The 19,074-nt window shown below is 69.5% G+C and carries 28 protein-coding genes; 24 read left to right on the top strand and 4 right to left on the bottom strand.

What is annotated here, in order from left to right; translation table 11 throughout:
- Positions 1-64 precede the first annotated feature (64 nt).
- From AB0L74_RS15635 to AB0L74_RS15620, 4 genes are all read right to left on the bottom strand, one after another.
- A complete protein-coding gene (locus tag AB0L74_RS15635) occupies positions 65-1,459 on the bottom strand; it encodes a carbohydrate-binding protein (RefSeq protein WP_365651115.1) in 1,395 nt (464 codons plus the stop codon).
- Positions 1,460-1,547: 88 nt separating this feature from the next.
- Positions 1,548-2,528, bottom strand: coding sequence for a LysR family transcriptional regulator (locus tag AB0L74_RS15630; RefSeq protein WP_365651112.1), 981 nt, complete (start codon positions 2,526-2,528; stop codon positions 1,548-1,550).
- A gap of 101 nt (positions 2,529-2,629) precedes the next feature.
- Positions 2,630-3,454 (bottom strand): SAM-dependent methyltransferase, encoded by an 825-nt coding sequence (locus AB0L74_RS15625; protein ID WP_365651109.1) that lies wholly within the window; start codon positions 3,452-3,454, stop codon positions 2,630-2,632.
- Between the two features lie 132 nt (positions 3,455-3,586).
- Positions 3,587-4,132 carry a hypothetical protein gene (locus AB0L74_RS15620; RefSeq protein WP_365651106.1) on the bottom strand — a complete coding sequence of 182 codons (546 nt, stop codon included), beginning with the start codon at positions 4,130-4,132 and terminating at the stop codon, positions 3,587-3,589.
- A gap of 927 nt (positions 4,133-5,059) precedes the next feature.
- Between AB0L74_RS15620 and gdhA the strand changes: the two genes are divergently transcribed.
- The 24 genes from gdhA (at position 5,060) to AB0L74_RS15500 (ending at position 18,964) form a co-directional block, all read left to right on the top strand.
- Positions 5,060-6,418 carry an NADP-specific glutamate dehydrogenase gene (gene gdhA, locus AB0L74_RS15615; RefSeq protein WP_365651103.1) on the top strand — a complete coding sequence of 453 codons (1,359 nt, stop codon included), beginning with the start codon at positions 5,060-5,062 and terminating at the stop codon, positions 6,416-6,418.
- 491 nt (positions 6,419-6,909) lie between these two features.
- Positions 6,910-7,218: a 30S ribosomal protein S10 gene (rpsJ, locus tag AB0L74_RS15610; RefSeq protein ID WP_003948644.1), complete on the top strand. Its 309-nt coding sequence runs from the start codon at positions 6,910-6,912 to the stop codon at positions 7,216-7,218.
- An 18-nt stretch (positions 7,219-7,236) separates the two neighbouring features.
- Positions 7,237-7,881, top strand: a complete 645-nt coding sequence (gene rplC / locus AB0L74_RS15605; RefSeq protein ID WP_029380970.1) for a 50S ribosomal protein L3 — start codon at positions 7,237-7,239, stop codon at positions 7,879-7,881.
- Between the two features lie 8 nt (positions 7,882-7,889).
- On the top strand, positions 7,890-8,549 hold the full coding sequence (rplD, locus tag AB0L74_RS15600; RefSeq protein WP_365651099.1) for a 50S ribosomal protein L4: 660 nt from the start codon (positions 7,890-7,892) through the stop codon (positions 8,547-8,549).
- Positions 8,549-8,968 carry a 50S ribosomal protein L23 gene (gene rplW, locus AB0L74_RS15595; RefSeq protein WP_358782559.1) on the top strand — a complete coding sequence of 140 codons (420 nt, stop codon included), beginning with the start codon at positions 8,549-8,551 and terminating at the stop codon, positions 8,966-8,968. Before rplD ends, rplW begins: the two co-directional genes overlap by 1 nt.
- Positions 8,969-9,019: 51 nt before the next feature.
- Positions 9,020-9,856 (top strand): 50S ribosomal protein L2, encoded by an 837-nt coding sequence (gene rplB, locus AB0L74_RS15590; protein ID WP_029380973.1) that lies wholly within the window; start codon positions 9,020-9,022, stop codon positions 9,854-9,856.
- Positions 9,857-9,868: 12 nt separating this feature from the next.
- Entirely contained in the window at positions 9,869-10,150 is a 282-nt protein-coding gene (gene rpsS, locus AB0L74_RS15585) for a 30S ribosomal protein S19 (RefSeq protein WP_006130777.1), read from the top strand.
- Between the two features lie 45 nt (positions 10,151-10,195).
- Positions 10,196-10,543 (top strand): 50S ribosomal protein L22, encoded by a 348-nt coding sequence (gene rplV / locus AB0L74_RS15580; RefSeq protein WP_029380974.1) that lies wholly within the window; start codon positions 10,196-10,198, stop codon positions 10,541-10,543.
- Entirely contained in the window at positions 10,543-11,367 is an 825-nt protein-coding gene (gene rpsC / locus AB0L74_RS15575; protein WP_164391222.1) for a 30S ribosomal protein S3, read from the top strand. The genes rplV and rpsC overlap by 1 nt, the downstream gene beginning before the upstream one ends.
- Before the next feature lie 5 nt (positions 11,368-11,372).
- A complete protein-coding gene (gene rplP, locus AB0L74_RS15570; RefSeq protein WP_029380975.1) occupies positions 11,373-11,792 on the top strand; it encodes a 50S ribosomal protein L16 in 420 nt (139 codons plus the stop codon).
- Entirely contained in the window at positions 11,792-12,016 is a 225-nt protein-coding gene (rpmC, locus tag AB0L74_RS15565; protein ID WP_029380976.1) for a 50S ribosomal protein L29, read from the top strand. Before rplP ends, rpmC begins: the two co-directional genes overlap by 1 nt.
- Complete coding sequence (gene rpsQ, locus AB0L74_RS15560; protein WP_044383233.1) at positions 12,016-12,303, top strand: 30S ribosomal protein S17; 288 nt, start codon at positions 12,016-12,018, stop codon at positions 12,301-12,303. The genes rpmC and rpsQ overlap by 1 nt, the downstream gene beginning before the upstream one ends.
- A 104-nt stretch (positions 12,304-12,407) precedes the next feature.
- Positions 12,408-12,776 (top strand): 50S ribosomal protein L14, encoded by a 369-nt coding sequence (gene rplN / locus AB0L74_RS15555; protein WP_003998823.1) that lies wholly within the window; start codon positions 12,408-12,410, stop codon positions 12,774-12,776.
- A gap of 2 nt (positions 12,777-12,778) precedes the next feature.
- Complete coding sequence (gene rplX, locus AB0L74_RS15550) at positions 12,779-13,102, top strand: 50S ribosomal protein L24 (protein ID WP_029380977.1); 324 nt, start codon at positions 12,779-12,781, stop codon at positions 13,100-13,102.
- The gene (gene rplE / locus AB0L74_RS15545) at positions 13,102-13,659 is read left to right on the top strand and encodes a 50S ribosomal protein L5 (RefSeq protein WP_358782558.1); all 558 of its coding nucleotides are present in this window, start codon (positions 13,102-13,104) and stop codon (positions 13,657-13,659) included. Before rplX ends, rplE begins: the two co-directional genes overlap by 1 nt.
- Before the next feature lie 5 nt (positions 13,660-13,664).
- On the top strand, positions 13,665-13,850 hold the full coding sequence (locus AB0L74_RS15540; RefSeq protein ID WP_003956452.1) for a type Z 30S ribosomal protein S14: 186 nt from the start codon (positions 13,665-13,667) through the stop codon (positions 13,848-13,850).
- Positions 13,851-14,117: 267 nt separating this feature from the next.
- A complete protein-coding gene (rpsH, locus tag AB0L74_RS15535) occupies positions 14,118-14,516 on the top strand; it encodes a 30S ribosomal protein S8 (RefSeq protein ID WP_029380979.1) in 399 nt (132 codons plus the stop codon).
- A gap of 21 nt (positions 14,517-14,537) precedes the next feature.
- Positions 14,538-15,077 (top strand): 50S ribosomal protein L6, encoded by a 540-nt coding sequence (gene rplF / locus AB0L74_RS15530; protein ID WP_365651087.1) that lies wholly within the window; start codon positions 14,538-14,540, stop codon positions 15,075-15,077.
- A 3-nt stretch (positions 15,078-15,080) separates the two neighbouring features.
- Positions 15,081-15,464: a 50S ribosomal protein L18 gene (rplR, locus tag AB0L74_RS15525; protein WP_365651084.1), complete on the top strand. Its 384-nt coding sequence runs from the start codon at positions 15,081-15,083 to the stop codon at positions 15,462-15,464.
- Positions 15,465-15,507: 43 nt separating this feature from the next.
- Entirely contained in the window at positions 15,508-16,113 is a 606-nt protein-coding gene (rpsE, locus tag AB0L74_RS15520; protein ID WP_009190144.1) for a 30S ribosomal protein S5, read from the top strand.
- A gap of 2 nt (positions 16,114-16,115) precedes the next feature.
- Positions 16,116-16,298 (top strand): 50S ribosomal protein L30, encoded by a 183-nt coding sequence (rpmD, locus tag AB0L74_RS15515; RefSeq protein WP_004984515.1) that lies wholly within the window; start codon positions 16,116-16,118, stop codon positions 16,296-16,298.
- Positions 16,299-16,300: 2 nt separating this feature from the next.
- Entirely contained in the window at positions 16,301-16,756 is a 456-nt protein-coding gene (rplO, locus tag AB0L74_RS15510; RefSeq protein ID WP_365651081.1) for a 50S ribosomal protein L15, read from the top strand.
- A gap of 241 nt (positions 16,757-16,997) precedes the next feature.
- Complete coding sequence (secY, locus tag AB0L74_RS15505) at positions 16,998-18,311, top strand: preprotein translocase subunit SecY (RefSeq protein ID WP_365651078.1); 1,314 nt, start codon at positions 16,998-17,000, stop codon at positions 18,309-18,311.
- Positions 18,311-18,964 carry an adenylate kinase gene (locus tag AB0L74_RS15500; RefSeq protein WP_365651075.1) on the top strand — a complete coding sequence of 218 codons (654 nt, stop codon included), beginning with the start codon at positions 18,311-18,313 and terminating at the stop codon, positions 18,962-18,964. Before secY ends, AB0L74_RS15500 begins: the two co-directional genes overlap by 1 nt.
- Positions 18,965-19,074: the final 110 nt, after the last annotated feature.

Here is a 19,074-nt window from a genome sequence, read left to right as displayed (position 1 = left end):
GCCGGGCCGGGTGCGGGGAAGTCTCCCCGCACCCGGCCGCCCCCTCAGCGGTCCGATGGCCGGTTCACGCCCGCTGCCACAGCGCCGGCGTGTTCGGCGGCTCCCAGCCCGCCTGCGCCTGGTGGGTCTGGAGGCAGCGGTAGGTCGCGCCGCCGTAGGTCACCGTGGCGCCCGCCTGGTAGACGGTGCCGGCCGCCCAGGTGCCGCCGGGCTCGCCCGGGTCGCCGGGGTCACCCGGGTCCCCGGGGTCTCCGGGGCCGCTCGCGTTCGTCTTCAGGGTCAGCCCGTAGGACTGGAGCAGCGGGTTGATCGGCTGGAAGTACGTCGTGCCGCCGGTGCGGCAGTTGCCCGAGCCGCCCGAGGTGACGCCCTGGGCCTGGCTGCCGGAGATGTACGAGCCGCCCGAGTCGCCGGGCTCGGCGCAGACCGAGGTGCGGGTGACACCGGTGATGGTGCCCTCGGGATAGGTCACGCTGGTGTTGAGCTGCTGGATGGTGCCGCAGTGCCAGCCGGTGGTCGAGCCCGACCGGCACACCGAGGAGCCCACCGGGGCCTGCGTCGACCCGGTGACCTGCACGTTCTGTCCGCCCGCGCCCTTGACGTACGGGGTCGCGGTCCAGTTGGAGTTCGTCGCCACCCACGCCATGTCCCGGCCGGGGAAGCTGGACGCCTGGAAGGACCCCTGGGCGGCCTGGTTGTAGCCGGTGGTGCTCGTGCCCGCCCGGCCGCAGTGACCGGCGGTGGCGAAGCCCTGCTGGGTGCCGCGCGTGATGGGGAAGCCGACCGAACAGCGCCCGCTGCCGTTCATGTAGTACGCGTCGCCGCCGCGCAGGTCGTACAGCGGGCGGGGCGACTCGGCGGAGGCCCGGACGCGGACGAGATCGCCGCCGACCCCGGCGGCGGCCAGCAGGGAGCGGGCCGCGGACGGGCGGGCGGCCAGCACCGTCAGGGTGTTGCCGCGGACGTCGACGTACCGGACGGGGGCGTCGGCGGCGGCGCCCGGGTGGGCCGCCGCCGCGCGGTCCAGGGCGGCCTTCGCCGCGTCCAGCTCGGCGAGGGAGTGGCGGACGACGGCCGCTTCGGCGCCCTGCGCCTCGATCCGCCGGACGTCGGCGGCGTCGGTGGTCGCCACGGTGAGCGCCTGCGACTCGGCGCCGCCCACCCAGGCACCCGCGAAGTCGGCGCCGAGCGCGGCGCGCAGCCGGCCCGCCGTGGCACCGGCCTCCGCCTCGTTGGCCAGGCGGCGCTCCGCCTGCCGGGCGTCCAGCCCCAGGTCGCGCTGGAGGGCGCGCAGCAGGGCGGGCGGGGCGGCGTCGGCGCGGAGGGTCTCGGCGGCCGACGGCGCGGCCGGAACCGGGGCCGCCGGGGCGGCGCCCGCGGAGCCGGTGAGGCCGGTCAGGAGCAGCGCGCCCGTCGCGGCCAGGGCGGCGCCCACGGCTCTGGCGTGTCGCTGGAGCATGGGGGATCTCCTCGGTTTCGGTGGTCCGGTTGATGCCGGTGGGGAGGTGCCGAAACCGTAGGGAGGGGCGACGGAGCCGGGTAAGACGTCAGGTGACCCTCTGCGCGGCGTTATGGAAGGGCGTCGGGCCGCGCGCCGCCAGCCAGCCGGCGTAGCCGTCGCTGCGCGCCGCCGTGCTCGCGTGGGCGGCGCGGGCCAGCGCCAGGACGGTGGCCGCGGTGTCCGGCTGCCGGGTCGCCGGGTGCCAGCCCAGCAGATGCCGCCAGGTCAGCGGCGTACCGCTCAGCGGCCGGGTGGTGATGCCGGGCGTGGCGGGGAACGTGGCGCGGCACAGGCCCACGGCCCGCCCCACCTGCACCAGATGCACCAGCGACGCGGTGTCCGTCTCGTACATGCGGCGCGGTGTGAACCCGGCCCGGGCGCACGCCGCGCTGAAGCAGTCCCCGAAACAGCCGTCGCCGGGCACGCAGGCCCACTCCTCGCCCGCCAGCTCGGTCAGCTCCACCTCACCGCGCCGGGTGAGCGGGTGATCGTCGGTGACCATGACGAAGACGGGGTCGGTGGCGATCTCCCGCCATGCGAGGTGCTCGGCACCGGGCGGGGTGGCGGAGCCGCAGACCCCCACCAGGGCGAAGTCGATCCGCCCCTCGACGAGCAGGTCGGCCAGCTCCCGCTCCGACCAGGAGGTGCAGGTCGTCACCTGCGCGTCGGGGGCCACGTCCGCCAGCCGGTCCACCAGCGCGCCGAGCAGCGGGCCGTGGGTGCCGCCCAGGCGGAAGCGGTCCGCCGTGCGGCGCGGGGTGCGGGCGAACCGGGCCGCCTCCTGCTGGAGCTCGGTGACCGCGGGCAGCACGACACGGGTGCGCTCCAGTACCAGTTCACCCAGCGCGGTGGCCCGTACGCCGTGCCGTCCGCGCTCGAACAGGGCGCCGCCCAGGGCCCGTTCGATCCGCTTGAGCTGTGCGCTCAGCGCGGGCTGGGCGAGACCGAGAGCCGTCGCCGCCCGGGTGAGACTGCCGGCGTCGGCGATGGCCCGGACCGTTCTGAGATGCCGCAACTCCAGCTCCATGAGGGGAGCTTGCGGCGTGCGGAGGACGTGGGCAAGAGGTTGGTTCGGACCAAGTGCCGTCGCGCGCGCCGATCGCGGCGGATCGCGGCGCGGACGCCGGGTCACGCCTTGCGGGCCACCGCCACATAGGCCCCGCTGTGGACGTCCTCCTGCCCGGGGACCGGCTCGCCGAGCTCCGGGTGCCACTCCTCGGCCGCCACGATGCCCGGGGCGGCGGGTTCGAGGCCCTCGAAGAAGCGGGCGAACCGTTCCCGGCCGCGCAGCTCCAGGGTGAGCCCGCCCGCCCGGTACATGTCACGGACCTTCTGTGCGGCCTCCTCCGGGTGGAAGTCGGGGGTGAGGTGGGACATGATCAGCCAGCTGCCCGGGGCCAGCGCCGCCTTCAGGCGTTCCACCAGCTCGTAGGCGCCGTCGTCGTCGCCCAGGAAGTGCAGCAGCGCGATCAGGGAGAGCGCGACCGGCCGGTCGAGGTCCAGCACCTTCCCGGCGCGCTCCAGGATGGCCTCGGTGTCGCGGGCGTCGGCCTGCACGTAGTCGACGGCGCCCTCGGCGGTGCCGTGCAGCAGCGCCTCGGCGTGGGCCAGCACGATCGGGTCGTTGTCGCAGTAGACGACCCGTGCGTCGGGGAGGACTTCCTGGGCCACCTGGTGCAGGTTGGGCTCGGTCGGTATGCCGGTCCCGATGTCGAGGAACTGGCGGACCCCCTGCCCGGCCACCCAGCGGGTGGCGCGGTGCATGAAGGCCCGGTTCATGCGCGCCATGACGGGGATGGCCGGCGCGAAGGCCACCAGCCGCCGGCCCAGCTCCTCGTCCACCGGGTAGTTGTCCTTGCCGCCGAGGAACCAGTCGTACATCCGCGCCGGATGCGGCCGGCTGGTGTCGATCCCCGCGGCCCGCCCGGCCGTGTCCGTGTTCCGCTGCTCCACCGTGATTCCCCTTGCCGCGTAGGGCGGTTGCCCTGTGATCGTCCCGGCCACGATAGCCAGAACGGGCCGGGACGGGGGCCGGGCGGACGCTTTCCCGGCCGCGGTGCCCGCGCTGGTGCGTCTCCCGGTCCGTCACGCCGCCGCACGGGCGTCGAGGCCCGAGTGGCGGCAGTCACGGCAGGAGGCCCCCGGGTGCGGAGACCGGATGGCGCGCTCGCAGCCCTCGCAGCTGTGGAACGGCGCCGGGGCGGCGGGTGCGTCGGCGGGTGGTGGCGGGGCCGGTGCGGGGGGCATCAGCTCGGTGAGGCGGTGTGCGAGCAGGGCCGCCGGGTGGCGGAGGGGCTCGCGGGGGAGGTTCGCGGTCAGGGCGTGGCGTACGGCGTCGGGGTGGGCCCCGCGTTCGAGCCAGGCGGCGACGGCCGGGGCGAGGCGGTGGGCGTCCCGCTCGGGGAGCAGCAGGCGGTGATCGTGGTGGTGGAGGCGGGCGAGGAGGGCGGTGGCGGCGCGGTGACGTTCCCGGTCGGGGGTGCCGGGCTCCGGGAGCGAGACCGGGGGCGGGGCCGGGGGAGCGGCTTCGGGTGCGGGCGCGGGCTTCGGGTCCGGGGCCGCGGGGGAGGGCGGTGGGGGCGGTACGTCGGCGGGGAGCCGGGGTGCCGGGCGGGTGCCGCCGCCGGGCACCGAGGCGGCCTTCGGCGGAACGGCCGTACGGGGCGTCGGGCTGGTTGTACGACACCGTGTACGTGACGATCCGGCCGCTGGGGAGGCGCTCACGGATGCGGGCCAGGTAACCGTGGGCCTCCAGCTCCCGCAGCGCGGCGGCGATACGGGTCTCGCCCTCGGGGAAGCGGGCGGCGAGCGTCTTGATGTCGGCGCGGGTGCCGGAGGGCAGCGACTGGAGATGGACGGCGAGGCCGATCGCCGTGAGGGTCAGCCGCCGGTGCTGGGCGAGGTGGTTGCCGACGACCGTGAAGCGGGCGGTGTGGCGGGTGTTGATGTGGGTGATGCCGCGCGGATTGAGGGACCGCGGGCGCGGGGGCGCGCTAAGGTGCCGGGTATCCATCGGGAAGGGCCTTCTTCCTCGGTGGTCAGGCCCTCGATCGGGATGCCCGTCCCGGCCGGGGGCCGTCGCGTGTCTGCGGTGGGGTCGCGGCGAGCATATGCCCGCGAACCCGGAGGAAATCCAGCCGAGTTGAGGGACGCCACCCGTCCGGGTGACGCGCGGACGCGGGCAGGCCGGCGGGGCGGGGCGGGGTCGGGTCCGGTTCTCTCCCCGGTAGCGAAGAGCATTGACCACGCGTGGAGCCGGGGCGCCGGTCACCGGGACGGGACGGGCCGCGATCCGGTGAGCCGGGTGCTCCCGTCCGCCCGGAGGCGGCGCTTCCCGGTCCCCGTCACGCGGCCCCGCCCCTCGCGCCTGCCGCCTTTGCCGTCTCGGTGGGCGCCGCGTTCTCGTCTCACATCACGGACCGTTGGCGCGTAGGTGCTGGCCTCGGCGTTTACATGCGGGTAACACTGAGGCGTTCCCGCGCGCGGCAACGGCGCCGAGCGTTGATCGGCTCACCACCGGTTGCGTACCGGTGCCCAGCCCTGCCCGAAAGGGGCCCCGTGACGACCCGACCCGAGACCCAGGCCCGGCTCGACGCCCTGCGGACCGAGATCGAGCGGCGCAACCCGGCTCAGCCGGAGTTCCACCAGGCCGTGCACGAGGTACTGGACACGCTCGCGCCCGTGCTCGCGGCGCGGCCGGAGTACGCGGAGCCGGGGCTCGTCGAGCGACTGTGCGAGCCCGAGCGGCAGATCATCTTCCGGGTGCCGTGGCAGGACGACCAGGGGCGCGTGCACGTCAACCGCGGGTTCCGGGTGGAGTTCAACAGCGCGCTGGGCCCCTACAAGGGCGGCCTGCGCTTCCACCCCTCCGTCAACCTCGGCATCATCAAGTTCCTCGGCTTCGAGCAGATCTTCAAGAACGCCCTGACCGGGCTCGGCATAGGCGGTGGCAAGGGCGGCAGCGACTTCGACCCGCACGGGCGCAGCGACGCGGAGGTCATGCGGTTCTGCCAGTCGTTCATGACGGAGCTGTACCGGCACATCGGCGAGCACACCGACGTACCGGCCGGGGACATCGGCGTCGGCGGACGCGAGATCGGCTACCTGTTCGGGCAGTACCGCAGGATCACCAACCGGTGGGAGGCCGGTGTGCTCACCGGCAAGGGGCCCGGCTGGGGCGGCTCGGCGATCCGGCCCGAGGCGACCGGCTACGGCAACGTGCTCTTCGCGGCGGCGATGCTGCGCGAGCGCGGTGAGGACCTGGCGGGGCAGACCGCCGTCGTCTCCGGGTCCGGCAATGTCGCGATCTACACCGTCGAGAAGCTGCTCGCCCTGGGGGCCCACCCCCTGACCTGCTCCGACTCCACCGGGTACGTCGTCGACGACAAGGGCGTCGACGTGGAGCTGCTCAAGCAGGTCAAGGAGGTCGAGCGCGGCCGGATCGACACGTACGCGCAGCGGCGCGGCAGCTCGGCGCGGTTCGTGCCCGGCGGGCGGGTGTGGGAGGTGCCGGCCGACGTGGCCCTGCCCTCCGCCACCCAGAACGAGCTGGACGAGAAGGACGCGGCCACGCTGGTCCGCAACGGCGTGAAGGCGGTCTCCGAGGGCGCGAACATGCCCACCACGCCCGAGGCCGTACACCTGTTCCAGCGGGCCGGAGTGGCGTTCGGGCCCGGCAAGGCCGCCAACGCGGGCGGCGTCGCGGTCAGCGCGCTGGAGATGGCGCAGAACCACTCCCGTACGCCGTGGCCCGCGGCCCGCGTCGAGGAGGAGCTGGCGCGGATCATGAACGACATCCACCGCACCTGCCACGAGACCGCCGAGCGCTACGGCGCCCCCGGCGACTATGTGACCGGCGCCAACATCGCCGGCTTCGAACGGGTGGTCGACGCCATGCTCGCCCAGGGCGTCATCTGACGGCCCGCGCCCCGGAACGCGCCGCCGCGCCCGGCCCCGGGACCGCCCCGGGCCGGGAGCGCGGCCCGGGGCGGTCCCGGGACGGCGGCCACGGTTTGACCTACGTCACCCCCGGGGTAATCTCTTCCGCTCGATTGGCATCCCTCGCGCCCCGTGTGGCAGACTGTCCGAGTTGCTCGGTCGAGTGTTGATGCTGCGCGCCTCCCGCCGGGAGGACCGGAAGCGAGTCCCACGGTACTCGTCAACCCCATGCGGGTTGGAAGTACGGGAATCTTCCGGGAAGCGTGGGCGCGGCACCGACCAGGCGCCCGGTGGGCCTCTCGCCCCCGGCTCGCGGTACCGGCAGGGCCGTGTCAATCCCGCAGGGATGGTGTTCGGACAAGGGACATCTGTGTCAGCGGGAGTGCGACACGCCCGACCGCGTGGGTCGGAGCGGAGGCAGCGGACTCCGGGTTCCAGAGCGTGAGAAGAGACAGGACTACGAAGTAGCCATGGCGGGACAGAAGATCCGCATCCGGCTCAAGGCCTACGACCACGAGGTCATCGACTCTTCGGCGAAGAAGATCGTCGAGACGGTGACCCGCACTGGTGCGTCGGTCGCGGGCCCGGTGCCGCTGCCCACTGAGAAGAACGTGTACTGCGTCATCAAGTCGCCGCACAAGTACAAGGACTCGCGCGAGCACTTCGAGATGCGCACGCACAAGCGCCTGATCGACATCCTCGACCCGACCCCCAAGACCGTTGACTCTCTGATGCGACTCGACCTCCCGGCCGGTGTCGACATCGAGATCAAGCTCTGAGGCCGGTGATCTGAAGAGATGGCTAAGCAGATCAAGGGCATCCTGGGCGAGAAGCTCGGCATGACGCAGGTCTGGGACGAGAACAACCGTGTCGTCCCCGTGACCGTCGTCAAGGCCGGCCCGAACGTCGTCACCCAGGTCCGTACCAACGACGTCGACGGCTACGAGTCCGTCCAGATCGCCTTCGGCGAGATCGACCCGCGCAAGGTGAACAAGCCCCTCAAGGGCCACTTCGCCAAGGCCGACGTCACCCCCCGTCGTCACCTCGTCGAGATCCGCACGTCGGATGCCTCCGAGTACACGCTCGGCCAGGAGATCACCGCTGAGGTGTTCGAGGCCGGCGTCAAGGTCGACGTGACCGGCAAGAGCAAGGGCAAGGGCTTCGCCGGTGTCATGAAGCGCCACAACTTCCGTGGCCTCGGCGCCGGGCACGGCACCCAGCGCAAGCACCGCTCGCCCGGTTCCATCGGTGGCTGCGCCACCCCGGGCCGCGTGTTCAAGGGCCTCCGCATGGCGGGTCGCATGGGCAACGAGCGGGTCACCACCCAGAACCTGACCGTCCACGCCGTTGACGCGGAGAAGGGTCTGCTGCTCATCAAGGGCGCGGTTCCCGGTCCGAACGGCGGCCTCGTCCTGGTCCGCACCGCGGCCAAGGGGGCCTGAGGTAACCGATGAGCACTGTTGACATCCTTTCGCCGGCGGGCGACAAGGCCGGGTCCGTCGAGCTCCCCGCGGAGATCTTCGGCGTCGAGAAGGTCAGCGTCCCGCTGATCCACCAGGTCGTCGTCGCGCAGCTGGCTGCCGCCCGTCAGGGCACGCACAAGACCAAGACCCGCGGTGAAGTCCGTGGTGGTGGCAAGAAGCCGTACCGCCAGAAGGGCACCGGCCGCGCCCGCCAGGGCTCGACCCGCGCGCCGCAGTTCGCCGGTGGTGGCGTCGTGCACGGTCCCGTGCCGCGCGACTACTCGCAGCGGACCCCGAAGAAGATGAAGGCCGCGGCCCTGCGCCACGCCCTCACCGACCGGGCCCGCCACAACCGCATCCACGTCGTCACCGGCGTGGTCGAGGGCGAGACCCCCTCCACGAAGGCCGCCAAGAGCCTGTTCGGCAAGATCAGCGAGCGCAAGAACCTGCTCCTGGTCGTCGACCGCTCCGACGAGGCCGCGTGGCTGTCCGCCCGCAACCTGCCCCAGGTCCACATCCTGGAGCCGGGCCAGCTGAACACGTACGACGTTCTCGTCTCGGACGACGTGGTCTTCACCAAGGCCGCTTTCGAGTCCTTCGTCGCCGGCCCGCAGACGGCCAACGACACCGAAGGGAGCGAGGCCTGATGGCTACCCGTCACCCCTCCATCGCCTCGAAGGCCGCCAAGGCCGCCAAGGAGGCGCGCGTCAAGAAGGCGCGTCGCCACGCCACCGAGGGCAAGAACACCGTTGTCACCCCGGCGAGCAAGGCGTACACGGACCCCCGTGACGTGCTGCTCAAGCCGGTCGTGTCGGAGAAGAGCTACGCGCTCATCGACGAGAACAAGTACACGTTCATCGTCGACCCGCGTGCCAACAAGACCCAGATCAAGGAGGCCGTCCAGTCGGTCTTCTCGGTCAAGGTCACCGGCGTCAACACGATCAACCGCGTCGGCAAGCGCAAGCGGACCCGCACCGGCTTCGGCCAGCGCGCCGCCACCAAGCGCGCGATCGTGACCCTCGCTGAGGGCGACCGTATCGACATCTTCGGCGGTCCGACCGCGTAAGCGGTCGGGATCGTCCAGATTTCGGAAATCACTTCCGAGGACTGAGAGACAATGGGTATCCGCAAGTACAAGCCGACGACTCCTGGCCGTCGTGGCGCCAGCGTCGCCGACTTCGTCGAGGTCACGCGGTCCACGCCGGAGAAGTCGCTGGTCCGCCCGCTGCACAGCAAGGGCGGCCGTAACAACGCCGGTCGTGTGACCGTGCGCCACCAGGGTGGCGGACACAAGCGCGCCTACCGCGTGATCGACTTCCGTCGTCACGACAAGGACGGCGTGCCGGCGAAGGTCGCGCACATCGAGTACGACCCCAACCGCACCGCGCGCATCGCGCTGCTGCACTACGCCGACGGCGAGAAGCGCTACATCCTCGCGCCGCGCGGCCTCCAGCAGGGCGACCGCATCGAGAACGGTCCCGGGGCCGACATCAAGCCGGGCAACAACCTTGCCCTGCGCAACATCCCGGTCGGTACGACCCTGCACGCCATCGAGCTGCGTCCGGGCGGCGGCGCGAAGTTCGCCCGCTCCGCCGGCGCCTCCGTGCAGCTGCTCGCGAAGGAGGGCGCCTACGCCCACCTGCGCATGCCGTCCGGTGAGATCCGCCTGGTCGACGTCCGCTGCCGCGCCACCGTCGGCGAGGTCGGCAACGCCGAGCAGAGCAACATCAACTGGGGCAAGGCGGGCCGCAAGCGGTGGCTGGGCGTTCGCCCGACCGTCCGTGGTGTGGTCATGAACCCGGTTGACCACCCGCACGGTGGTGGTGAGGGCCGGACCTCCGGTGGTCGTCACCCCGTGTCGCCGTGGGGCAAGAAGGAAGGCCGTACTCGTTCGCCCAAGAAGGCGTCGAACAAGTACATCGTCCGCCGCCGCAAGACGAACAAGAAGCGCTAAGGACGGGTTGAGATGCCTCGTAGCTTGAAGAAGGGGCCCTTCGTCGACGACCACCTGATGAAGAAGGTGGACGCCCAGAACGAAGCCGGCACCAAGAACGTCATCAAGACCTGGTCCCGTCGCTCGATGATCGTCCCGGCGATGCTGGGCCACACGATCGCGGTGCACAACGGCAAGACCCACATCCCGGTGTTTGTCACCGAGTCGATGGTCGGCCACAAGCTCGGCGAGTTCTCGCCGACCCGCACCTTCCGGGGCCACGTCAAGGAAGACCGGAAGTCGAAGCGCCGCTAACCGGCGGGGTGCAAACGACCAATGACAAACACTGAAGGGACAACCATGGAAGCCAGGGCCCAGGCGCGGTACATCCGCGTCACGCCCATGAAGGCCCGCCGTGTGGTGGACCTCATCCGTGGCCTGAACGCCACGGAGGCTCAGGCGGTCCTGCGTTTCGCCCCGCAGGCCGCGAGCGTGCCGGTGGGCAAGGTGCTCGACAGCGCCATCGCCAACGCCGCGCACAACTACGACCACACCGACGTCGACAGCCTGTACGTCTCCGAGGCGTACGTCGACGAGGGCCCGACCCTGAAGCGGTTCCGCCCGCGTGCCCAGGGCCGCGCCTACCGGATCCGCAAGCGGACCAGCCACATCACCGTGGTCGTCAGCAGCAAGGAAGGAACCCGGTAATGGGCCAGAAGGTAAACCCGCACGGGTTCCGGCTCGGTGTCACCACCGACTTCAAGAGCCGCTGGTACGCCGACAAGCTGTACAAGGACTACGTCAAGGAAGACGTCGCCATCCGTCGGATGATGACGTCCGGCATGGAGCGCGCCGGCATCTCCAAGGTCGAGATCGAGCGCACCCGTGACCGTGTCCGCGTGGACATCCACACCGCGCGTCCGGGCATCGTCATCGGCCGCCGTGGCGCCGAGGCCGACCGCATCCGCGGCGACCTCGAGAAGCTCACCGGCAAGCAGGTCCAGCTGAACATCCTCGAGGTCAAGAACCCCGAGACCGACGCTCAGCTCGTGGCCCAGGCCGTTGCCGAGCAGCTGTCCTCCCGCGTCTCCTTCCGCCGCGCCATGCGCAAGAGCATGCAGTCGGCGATGAAGGCGGGCGCCAAGGGCATCAAGATCCAGTGCGGCGGCCGTCTCGGCGGCGCCGAGATGTCCCGCTCGGAGTTCTACCGCGAGGGCCGCGTGCCCCTGCACACGCTCCGCGCGAACGTGGACTACGGCTTCTTCGAGGCCAAGACGACCTTCGGCCGCATCGGTGTGAAGGTCTGGATCTACAAGGGCGACGTCAAGAACATCGCCGAGGTCCGCGCCGAGAACGCTGCCGCCCGTGCGGGTAACCGCCCGGCCCGCGGTGGCGCCGACCGCCCGGCCCGTGGTGGCCGCGGTGGCGAGCGGCGCGGTCGCAAGCCGCAGCAGGCTCCGGCGGCCGAGGCCCCCAAGGCCGAGGCTCCCGCAGCCGCCGCTCCGGCTGAGAGCACCGGAACGGAGGCCTGACCACCATGCTGATCCCCCGTAGGGTCAAGCACCGCAAGCAGCACCACCCGAAGCGCAACGGCATGTCCAAGGGTGGCACGCAGGTTGCGTTCGGCGAGTACGGCATCCAGGCGCTGACCCCGGCGTACGTCACGAACCGCCAGATCGAGGCGGCTCGTATCGCCATGACCCGCCACATCAAGCGTGGCGGCAAGGTCTGGATCAACATCTACCCGGACCGTCCGCTGACGAAGAAGCCGGCCGAGACCCGCATGGGTTCCGGTAAGGGTTCTCCGGAGTGGTGGGTCGCGAACGTCAAGCCCGGACGCGTCATGTTCGAGCTGTCGTACCCCAACGAGAAGATCGCCCGTGAGGCGCTGACCCGTGCGGCCCACAAGCTGCCGATGAAGTGCCGGATCGTCAAGCGCGAGGCAGGTGAAGCGTGATGTCGGCCGGTACCAAGGCGTCCGAGCTGCGCGAGCTGGGCAACGAGGAGCTTCTGAACAAGCTCCGCGAGGCCAAGGAAGAGCTGTTCAACCTCCGCTTCCAGGCGGCGACGGGCCAGCTCGAGAACCACGGCCGTCTGAAGGCGGTCCGCAAGGACATCGCCCGGATCTACACCCTCATGCGTGAGCGTGAGCTCGGCATCGAGCAGGTGGAGAACGCCTGATGAGCGAGAACAACGTGACTGAGCAGAAGACCGAAGCGCGCGGCTTCCGTAAGACCCGCGAGGGTTACGTCGTCAGCGACAAGATGGACAAGACCGTCGTCGTCGCCGTCGAGGACCGCGTCAAGCACGCGCTGTACGGCAAGGTCATCCGCCGTACGAACAAGCTCAAGGCGCACGACGAGCAGAACGCCGCGGGTGTCGGCGACCGCGTCCTCCTCATGGAGACCCGGCCGCTGTCCGCGACCAAGCGCTGGCGCGTCGTCGAGATCCTCGAGAAGGCCAAGTAATCCCTCCTAGGGGGACCCCCTAGGCATCGTTCCGCCAGGCTCGGGGAGAAGCGTGAGTCATTCACGCTTCTCCCCGGGAACCGGCAGACAACCAGGAGATAGACGTGATCCAGCAGGAGTCGCGACTGCGCGTCGCCGACAACACGGGTGCGAAGGAGATCCTCTGCATCCGTGTGCTCGGTGGCTCCGGTCGCCGCTACGCGGGTATCGGTGACGTCATCGTCGCCACCGTCAAGGACGCGATCCCCGGTGGCAACGTGAAGAAGGGTGACGTCGTCAAGGCGGTCATCGTTCGCACCGTGAAGGAGCGCCGCCGTCCGGACGGCTCGTACATCCGCTTCGACGAGAACGCCGCCGTCATTCTGAAGAACGACGGCGACCCTCGCGGCACCCGTATCTTCGGCCCCGTCGGCCGTGAGCTGCGCGAGAAGAAGTTCATGAAGATCATCTCCCTCGCGCCGGAGGTGCTGTGAGCATGAAGATCAAGAAGGGCGACCTGGTTCAGGTCATCACCGGTAAGGACAAGGGCAAGCAGGGCAAGGTCATCGCGGCCTTCCCCCGCGAGGACCGCGTCCTGGTCGAGGGTGTCAACCGGGTCAAGAAGCACACGAAGGCCGGGCCGACCGCCCGCGGCTCGCAGGCCGGCGGCATCGTGACCACCGAGGCCCCCATCCACGTCAGCAACGTCATGCTGGTCGTGGAGAAGGACGGCCAGAAGGTCCCGACCCGCGTCGGCTACCGCTTCGACGACGAGGGCAACAAGATCCGCGTTGCCAAGCGGACGGGTGAGGACATCTGATGACGACCACCGTGACTCCGCGTCTCAAGACGAAGTACCGCGAGGAGATCATCGGCAAGCTGCGTGACGAGTTCAAGTACGAGAACGTCATGCAGGTTCCGGGCCTCGTCAAGATCGTGGTCAACATGGGTGTGGGCGACGCCGCCCGCGACTCCAAGCTGATCGAGGGCGCCGTGCGCGACCTCACCACGATCACCGGTCAGAAGCCGGCCGTGACCAAGGCCCGCAAGTCCATCGCGCAGTTCAAGCTGCGTGAGGGACAGCCGATCGGTGCCCACGTCACGCTCCGTGGCGACCGCATGTGGGAGTTCCTGGACCGCACCCTGTCGCTGGCGCTCCCGCGCATCCGCGACTTCCGCGGCCTGTCCCCCAAGCAGTTCGACGGCCGTGGCAACTACACCTTCGGTCTCACGGAGCAGGTCATGTTCCACGAGATCGACCAGGACAAGATCGACCGCGTCCGGGGTATGGACATCACCGTGGTCACCACGGCGACCAACGACGAAGAGGGCCGCGCCCTTCTCCGTCACCTCGGCTTCCCGTTCAAGGAGGCGTGAGCGAGATGGCGAAGAAGGCTCTGATCGCGAAGGCTGCTCGCAAGCCCAAGTTCGGTGTGCGTGCGTACACCCGCTGCCAGCGCTGCGGCCGCCCGCACTCCGTCTACCGCAAGTTCGGCCTGTGCCGTGTGTGCCTTCGTGAGATGGCTCACCGCGGCGAGCTGCCGGGCGTGACCAAGAGCTCCTGGTAATCCCCGCCCGCCCGTCGCCCGACCACCGCCCCGCAAGGGCGGCCCTTCGGGCCAACGGGTTGGATTGGGATTCCTGAAGCTCTCGGTAAGCAACCGGGGCGGCAGGACGCCCAGCCCGCATGCCTTAGGCTTGTGGGGTTGGGCGTCTGCCGCCGCCCTTACGACTTACTACGCCGTAGGTCCACCGCGCCGCACCCGTCCCGTCTCGGATCGGGGAGAGGGATGGCGCACCAGGAAACCCCGGCGAGAGAGGCCGAAGGCCAATTCATGACCATGACTGATCCGATCGCAGACATGCTGACGCGTCTGCGGAACGCGAACTCGGCATACCACGACTCGGTGTCGATGCCGCACTCCAAGATCAAGTCGCACATCGCGGAGATCCTCCAGCAGGAGGGCTTCATCACGGGCTGGCGCGTCGAGGACGCCGAGGTCGGCAAGAACCTCGTCCTCGAGCTGAAGTTCGGCCCGAACCGTGAGCGCTCCATCGCGGGCATCAAGCGGATCTCCAAGCCCGGTCTCCGGGTGTACGCGAAGTCCACCAACCTGCCGAAGGTCCTCGGCGGCCTGGGCGTGGCGATCATCTCCACGTCCCACGGTCTCCTGACCGACAAGCAGGCGCAGAAGAAGGGCGTGGGTGGGGAAGTCCTCGCCTACGTCTGGTAGTCGGGAACGGAGGAAAAGCCAATGTCGCGTATCGGCAAGCTCCCCATCCAGGTTCCCGCCGGCGTGGACGTCACCATCGACGGCCGTACGGTTTCCGTGAAGGGCCCCAAGGGTTCCCTCTCGCACACCGTTGCCGCGCCGATCGAGATCGTCAAGGGCGAAGACGGCACCCTCGCGGTGACCCGCCCGAACGACGAGCGGCAGAGCAAGGCCCTGCACGGCCTGTCCCGCACGCTGGTGGCGAACATGATCACCGGTGTGACCCAGGGATACGTCAAGAAGCTCGAGATCAGCGGTGTCGGTTACCGCGTCCAGGCGAAGGGCTCCAACCTGGAGTTCGCCCTGGGCTACAGCCACCCGATCCTGGTCGAGGCCCCTGAGGGCATCACCTTCAAGGTCGAGTCCCCCACCCGCTTCTCGGTCGAGGGCATCGACAAGCAGAAGGTCGGCGAGGTCGCGGCCAACATCCGCAAGCTGCGCAAGCCCGACCCGTACAAGGCCAAGGGCGTCAAGTACGAGGGCGAAGTCATCCGCCGCAAGGTCGGAAAGGCGGGTAAGTAAGCCATGGCATACGGGCAGAAGATCCTCAAGGGCGACGCCTACAAGCGTGCCGCTATCAAGCGCCGCCACATCCGGATCCGCAAGAAGGTCTCGGGTACCGCCGAGCGCCCCCGTCTGGTCGTGACCCGCTCCAACCGCCACATCGTGGCGCAGGTGATCGACGACCTCAAGGGCCACACCCTGGCGTCGGCGTCCACCCTGGACGCTTCGATCCGCGGTGGCGAGGGCGACAAGTCCACGCAGGCCAAGCAGGTCGGCGCCCTGGTCGCCGAGCGTGCCAAGGCCGCCGGTGTCGAGGCTGTCGTGTTCGACCGTGGTGGCAACCAGTACGCCGGGCGCATCGCCGCCCTGGCCGACGCCGCCCGCGAGGCCGGGCTCAAGTTCTGAGCCCCGGTTCCGTAGCTAGCGGAAACAGAGAGAGGTAATTCCAATGGCTGGACCCCAGCGCCGCGGTGGTGGCGCCGGTGGCGGCGAGCGGCGGGACCGGAAGGGCCGTGACGGCGGCGCTGCTGCCGCCGAGAAGACCGCGTACGTTGAGCGCGTCGTCGCGATCAACCGCGTCGCCAAGGTTGTGAAGGGTGGTCGTCGCTTCAGCTTCACCGCGCTGGTCGTGGTGGGCGACGGTGACGGCACCGTGGGTGTCGGATACGGCAAGGCCAAGGAGGTGCCGGCCGCCATCGCCAAGGGCGTTGAGGAGGCCAAGAAGCACTTCTTCAAGGTCCCCCGCATCCAGGGCACCATCCCGCACCCGATCCAGGGTGAGAAGGCTGCCGGCGTCGTGCTGCTCAAGCCCGCGTCCCCGGGTACCGGTGTTATCGCCGGTGGTCCGGTGCGTGCCGTGCTCGAGTGCGCCGGTATCCACGACGTGCTGTCGAAGTCGCTCGGCTCCGACAACGCCATCAACATCGTGCACGCGACCGTGGAGGCCCTGAAGGGCCTGCAGCGTCCCGAGGAGATCGCGGCCCGCCGTGGTCTGCCGCTCGAGGACGTCGCCCCCGCGGCTCTTCTCCGTGCGCGTGCCGGGGCGGGTGCGTAATCATGGCTCAGCTCAAGATCACGCAGGTCAAGTCCTACATCGGCAGCAAGCAGAACCACCGTGACACCCTGCGTTCGCTTGGCCTGAAGAAGGTCAACGACGTGGTCGTCAAGGAGGATCGTCCCGAGTTCCGCGGCATGGTGCACACCGTCCGCCACCTCGTGACGGTCGAGGAGGTCGACTGATCATGGCGGAGCAGAACCCGCTGAAGATCCACAACCTCCGTCCCGCCCCGGGCGCCAAGACCGCCAAGACCCGTGTCGGTCGTGGTGAGGCGTCGAAGGGTAAGACGGCCGGTCGTGGTACCAAGGGCACCAAGGCCCGCTACCAGGTTCCGGAGCGCTTCGAGGGCGGCCAGATGCCGCTCCACATGCGTCTCCCGAAGCTGAAGGGCTTCAAGAACCCGTTCAAGACCGAGTACCAGGTCGTGAACCTCGACAAGCTGGCCAAGCTCTACCCGCAGGGTGGCGAGGTCACGGTCGAGGACCTGGTCGCCAAGGGCGCCGTTCGCAAGAACAGCCTGGTCAAGGTCCTCGGCGAGGGCGAGATCTCCGTGGCGCTGACGGTGAAGGTCGACAAGGCCTCCACCTCCGCCAAGGAGAAGATCGCCGCCGCCGGCGGCAGCGTCACCGAGCTCGTCTGAACCCTTCAGACGTCTTGATGACCTGAGCGATCCCGACCGGGGATACCCCACAAATGGGGTATCCCCGGTTGGTCGTTCCTAGGGCAGTGGTCCCGCCGGTAAGGTGACCTGCACTGCCCTCTTTCACGGGTGTCACACATGGGGCACCCTGAGCGGCAGTTGACCGTTAGCTATTAAGTCGTCAGTCGAACCTCAAGACCGTCACCCTTGACGCAGTTGCGCGGGGGTCGCAGGAGGCACCGTGCTCACCGCGTTCGCCCGGGCGTTCAAGACGCCCGACCTGCGCAAGAAGCTGCTCTTCACGCTCGGCATCATCGTGGTCTACCGGGTGGGTACCCACATCCCCATCCCGGGCGTGGACTACAAGAGCGTTCAGGAGTGTGTGGACCAGGCGTCCGGCAACCAGGGCCTCTTCGGTCTGGTCAACATGTTCAGCGGCGGCGCCCTGCTGCAGATCACGGTCTTCGCGCTCGGCATCATGCCGTACATCACCGCGAGCATCATTCTGCAGCTGCTGACCGTGGTGATCCCGCGCCTGGAGGCCCTGAAGAAGGAGGGCCAGTCGGGCACGGCGAAGATCACGCAGTACACCCGCTATCTCACCATCGCGCTGGCCATCCTCCAGGGCACCGGCCTGGTGGCCACCGCCCGCAGCGGCGCGCTCTTCTCCGGCTGCACGGTCGCTTCCCAGATCGTCCCGGACCGCGCGATCTTCACCACGATCGTCATGGTGATCACCATGACCGCCGGCACCGCCGTCGTGATGTGGCTCGGTGAGCTGATCACCGACCGCGGCATCGGCAACGGCATGTCGATCCTGATGTTCATCTCGATCGCCGCCACGTTCCCGTCCGCCCTGTGGGCGATCAAGACCCAGGGCGACCTCGCGGACGGCTGGATCGAGTTCGGCACCGTGCTCGCGGTCGGCCTGGTCATGGTCGGCCTGGTGGTCTTCGTCGAGCAGGCCCAGCGCCGGATTCCCGTCCAGTACGCCAAGCGCATGATCGGCCGCCGTTCGTACGGCGGCACCTCCACCTACATCCCGCTCAAGGTGAACCAGGCGGGTGTGATTCCCGTCATCTTCGCGTCGTCGCTGCTCTACATCCCGGCACTGATCGCGCAGTTCTCCAGCGGCACCTCCGGGTGGAAGACCTGGATCGAGTCTCACCTCGTGACGGGCAACCACCCGATTTACATCACCCTGTACTTCTTGCTCATCGTCTTCTTCGCGTTCTTCTACGTGGCGATCTCCTTCAACCCCGAGGAAGTCGCCGACAACATGAAGAAGTATGGTGGCTTCATCCCGGGCATCCGGGCTGGCCGACCGACCGCTGAGTACCTCGGCTACGTACTCAACCGGATCACCTGGCCGGGTTCGCTGTATCTGGGTCTGATCGCTCTCGTACCGACGATGGCGTTGGTTGGTTTCGAGGCAAACCAGAACTTCCCGTTCGGTGGCACCAGCATCCTGATCATCGTGGGTGTCGGCCTCGAGACGGTGAAGCAGATCGAGAGCCAGCTCCAGCAGCGCAATTACGAAGGGTTCCTCCGCTGATGCGAATCGTCCTCGTCGGGCCGCCGGGCGCCGGTAAGGGAACGCAGGCCACACGGCTTGCCGAGAAGCTGAGCGTTCCGCACATCTCCACGGGCGACTTGTTCCGCGCCAACATCAGCCAGCAGACGGAGCTGGGGAAGGCCGCGAAGTCGTACATCGACGCCGGCAATCTCGTGCCGGACGAGATCACGATCGCGATGGCCAAGGACCGCATGGAGCAGCCCGACGCCGTGGGCGGCTTCCTGCTCGACGGCTTCCCGCGCAACGTCTCGCAGGCCGAGGCGCTGGACGAGCTGCTGGAGACCGAGGGCATCACCCTGGACGCCGTGCTCGACCTGGAGGCCCCCGAGGAGGAGGTCGTCAAGCGGATCGCCGGCCGGCGCGTCTGCCGCAACGACTCGGCCCACGTCTTCCACGTGACGTACAAGGCGCCGGCCAAGGAGGGCGTCTGCGACGTCTGCGGCGGTGAGCTGTACCAGCGCGGCGACGACTCCGAGGAGACGGTCCGCAAGCGGCTGGAGGTCTACCACACGAAGACCGAGCCGATCATCGACTACTACAAGGCCCAGGGGCTGGTCGTCACCATCGCGGCCACCGGGGCCGTGGACGAGGTCACGGAGCGCGCCCTGGAGGCGCTCAAGCGCGGCCGGTAGTCACTCCGTGCGTCGCGCGCAGCCGCGGTCCCTGTGGGGGCCGCGGCTGCGGCGTGCGGGGCGGTGCCGGGCTACCCGTATCGTTGGAAACGTTCGTACTCTCCCCGGTC

Source organism: Streptomyces sp. NPDC052020, assembly GCF_040680575.1.
In the GTDB taxonomy this organism is placed as follows: domain Bacteria; phylum Actinomycetota; class Actinomycetes; order Streptomycetales; family Streptomycetaceae; genus Streptomyces.
This window is presented reverse-complemented; position numbering and strand designations above follow the sequence as displayed.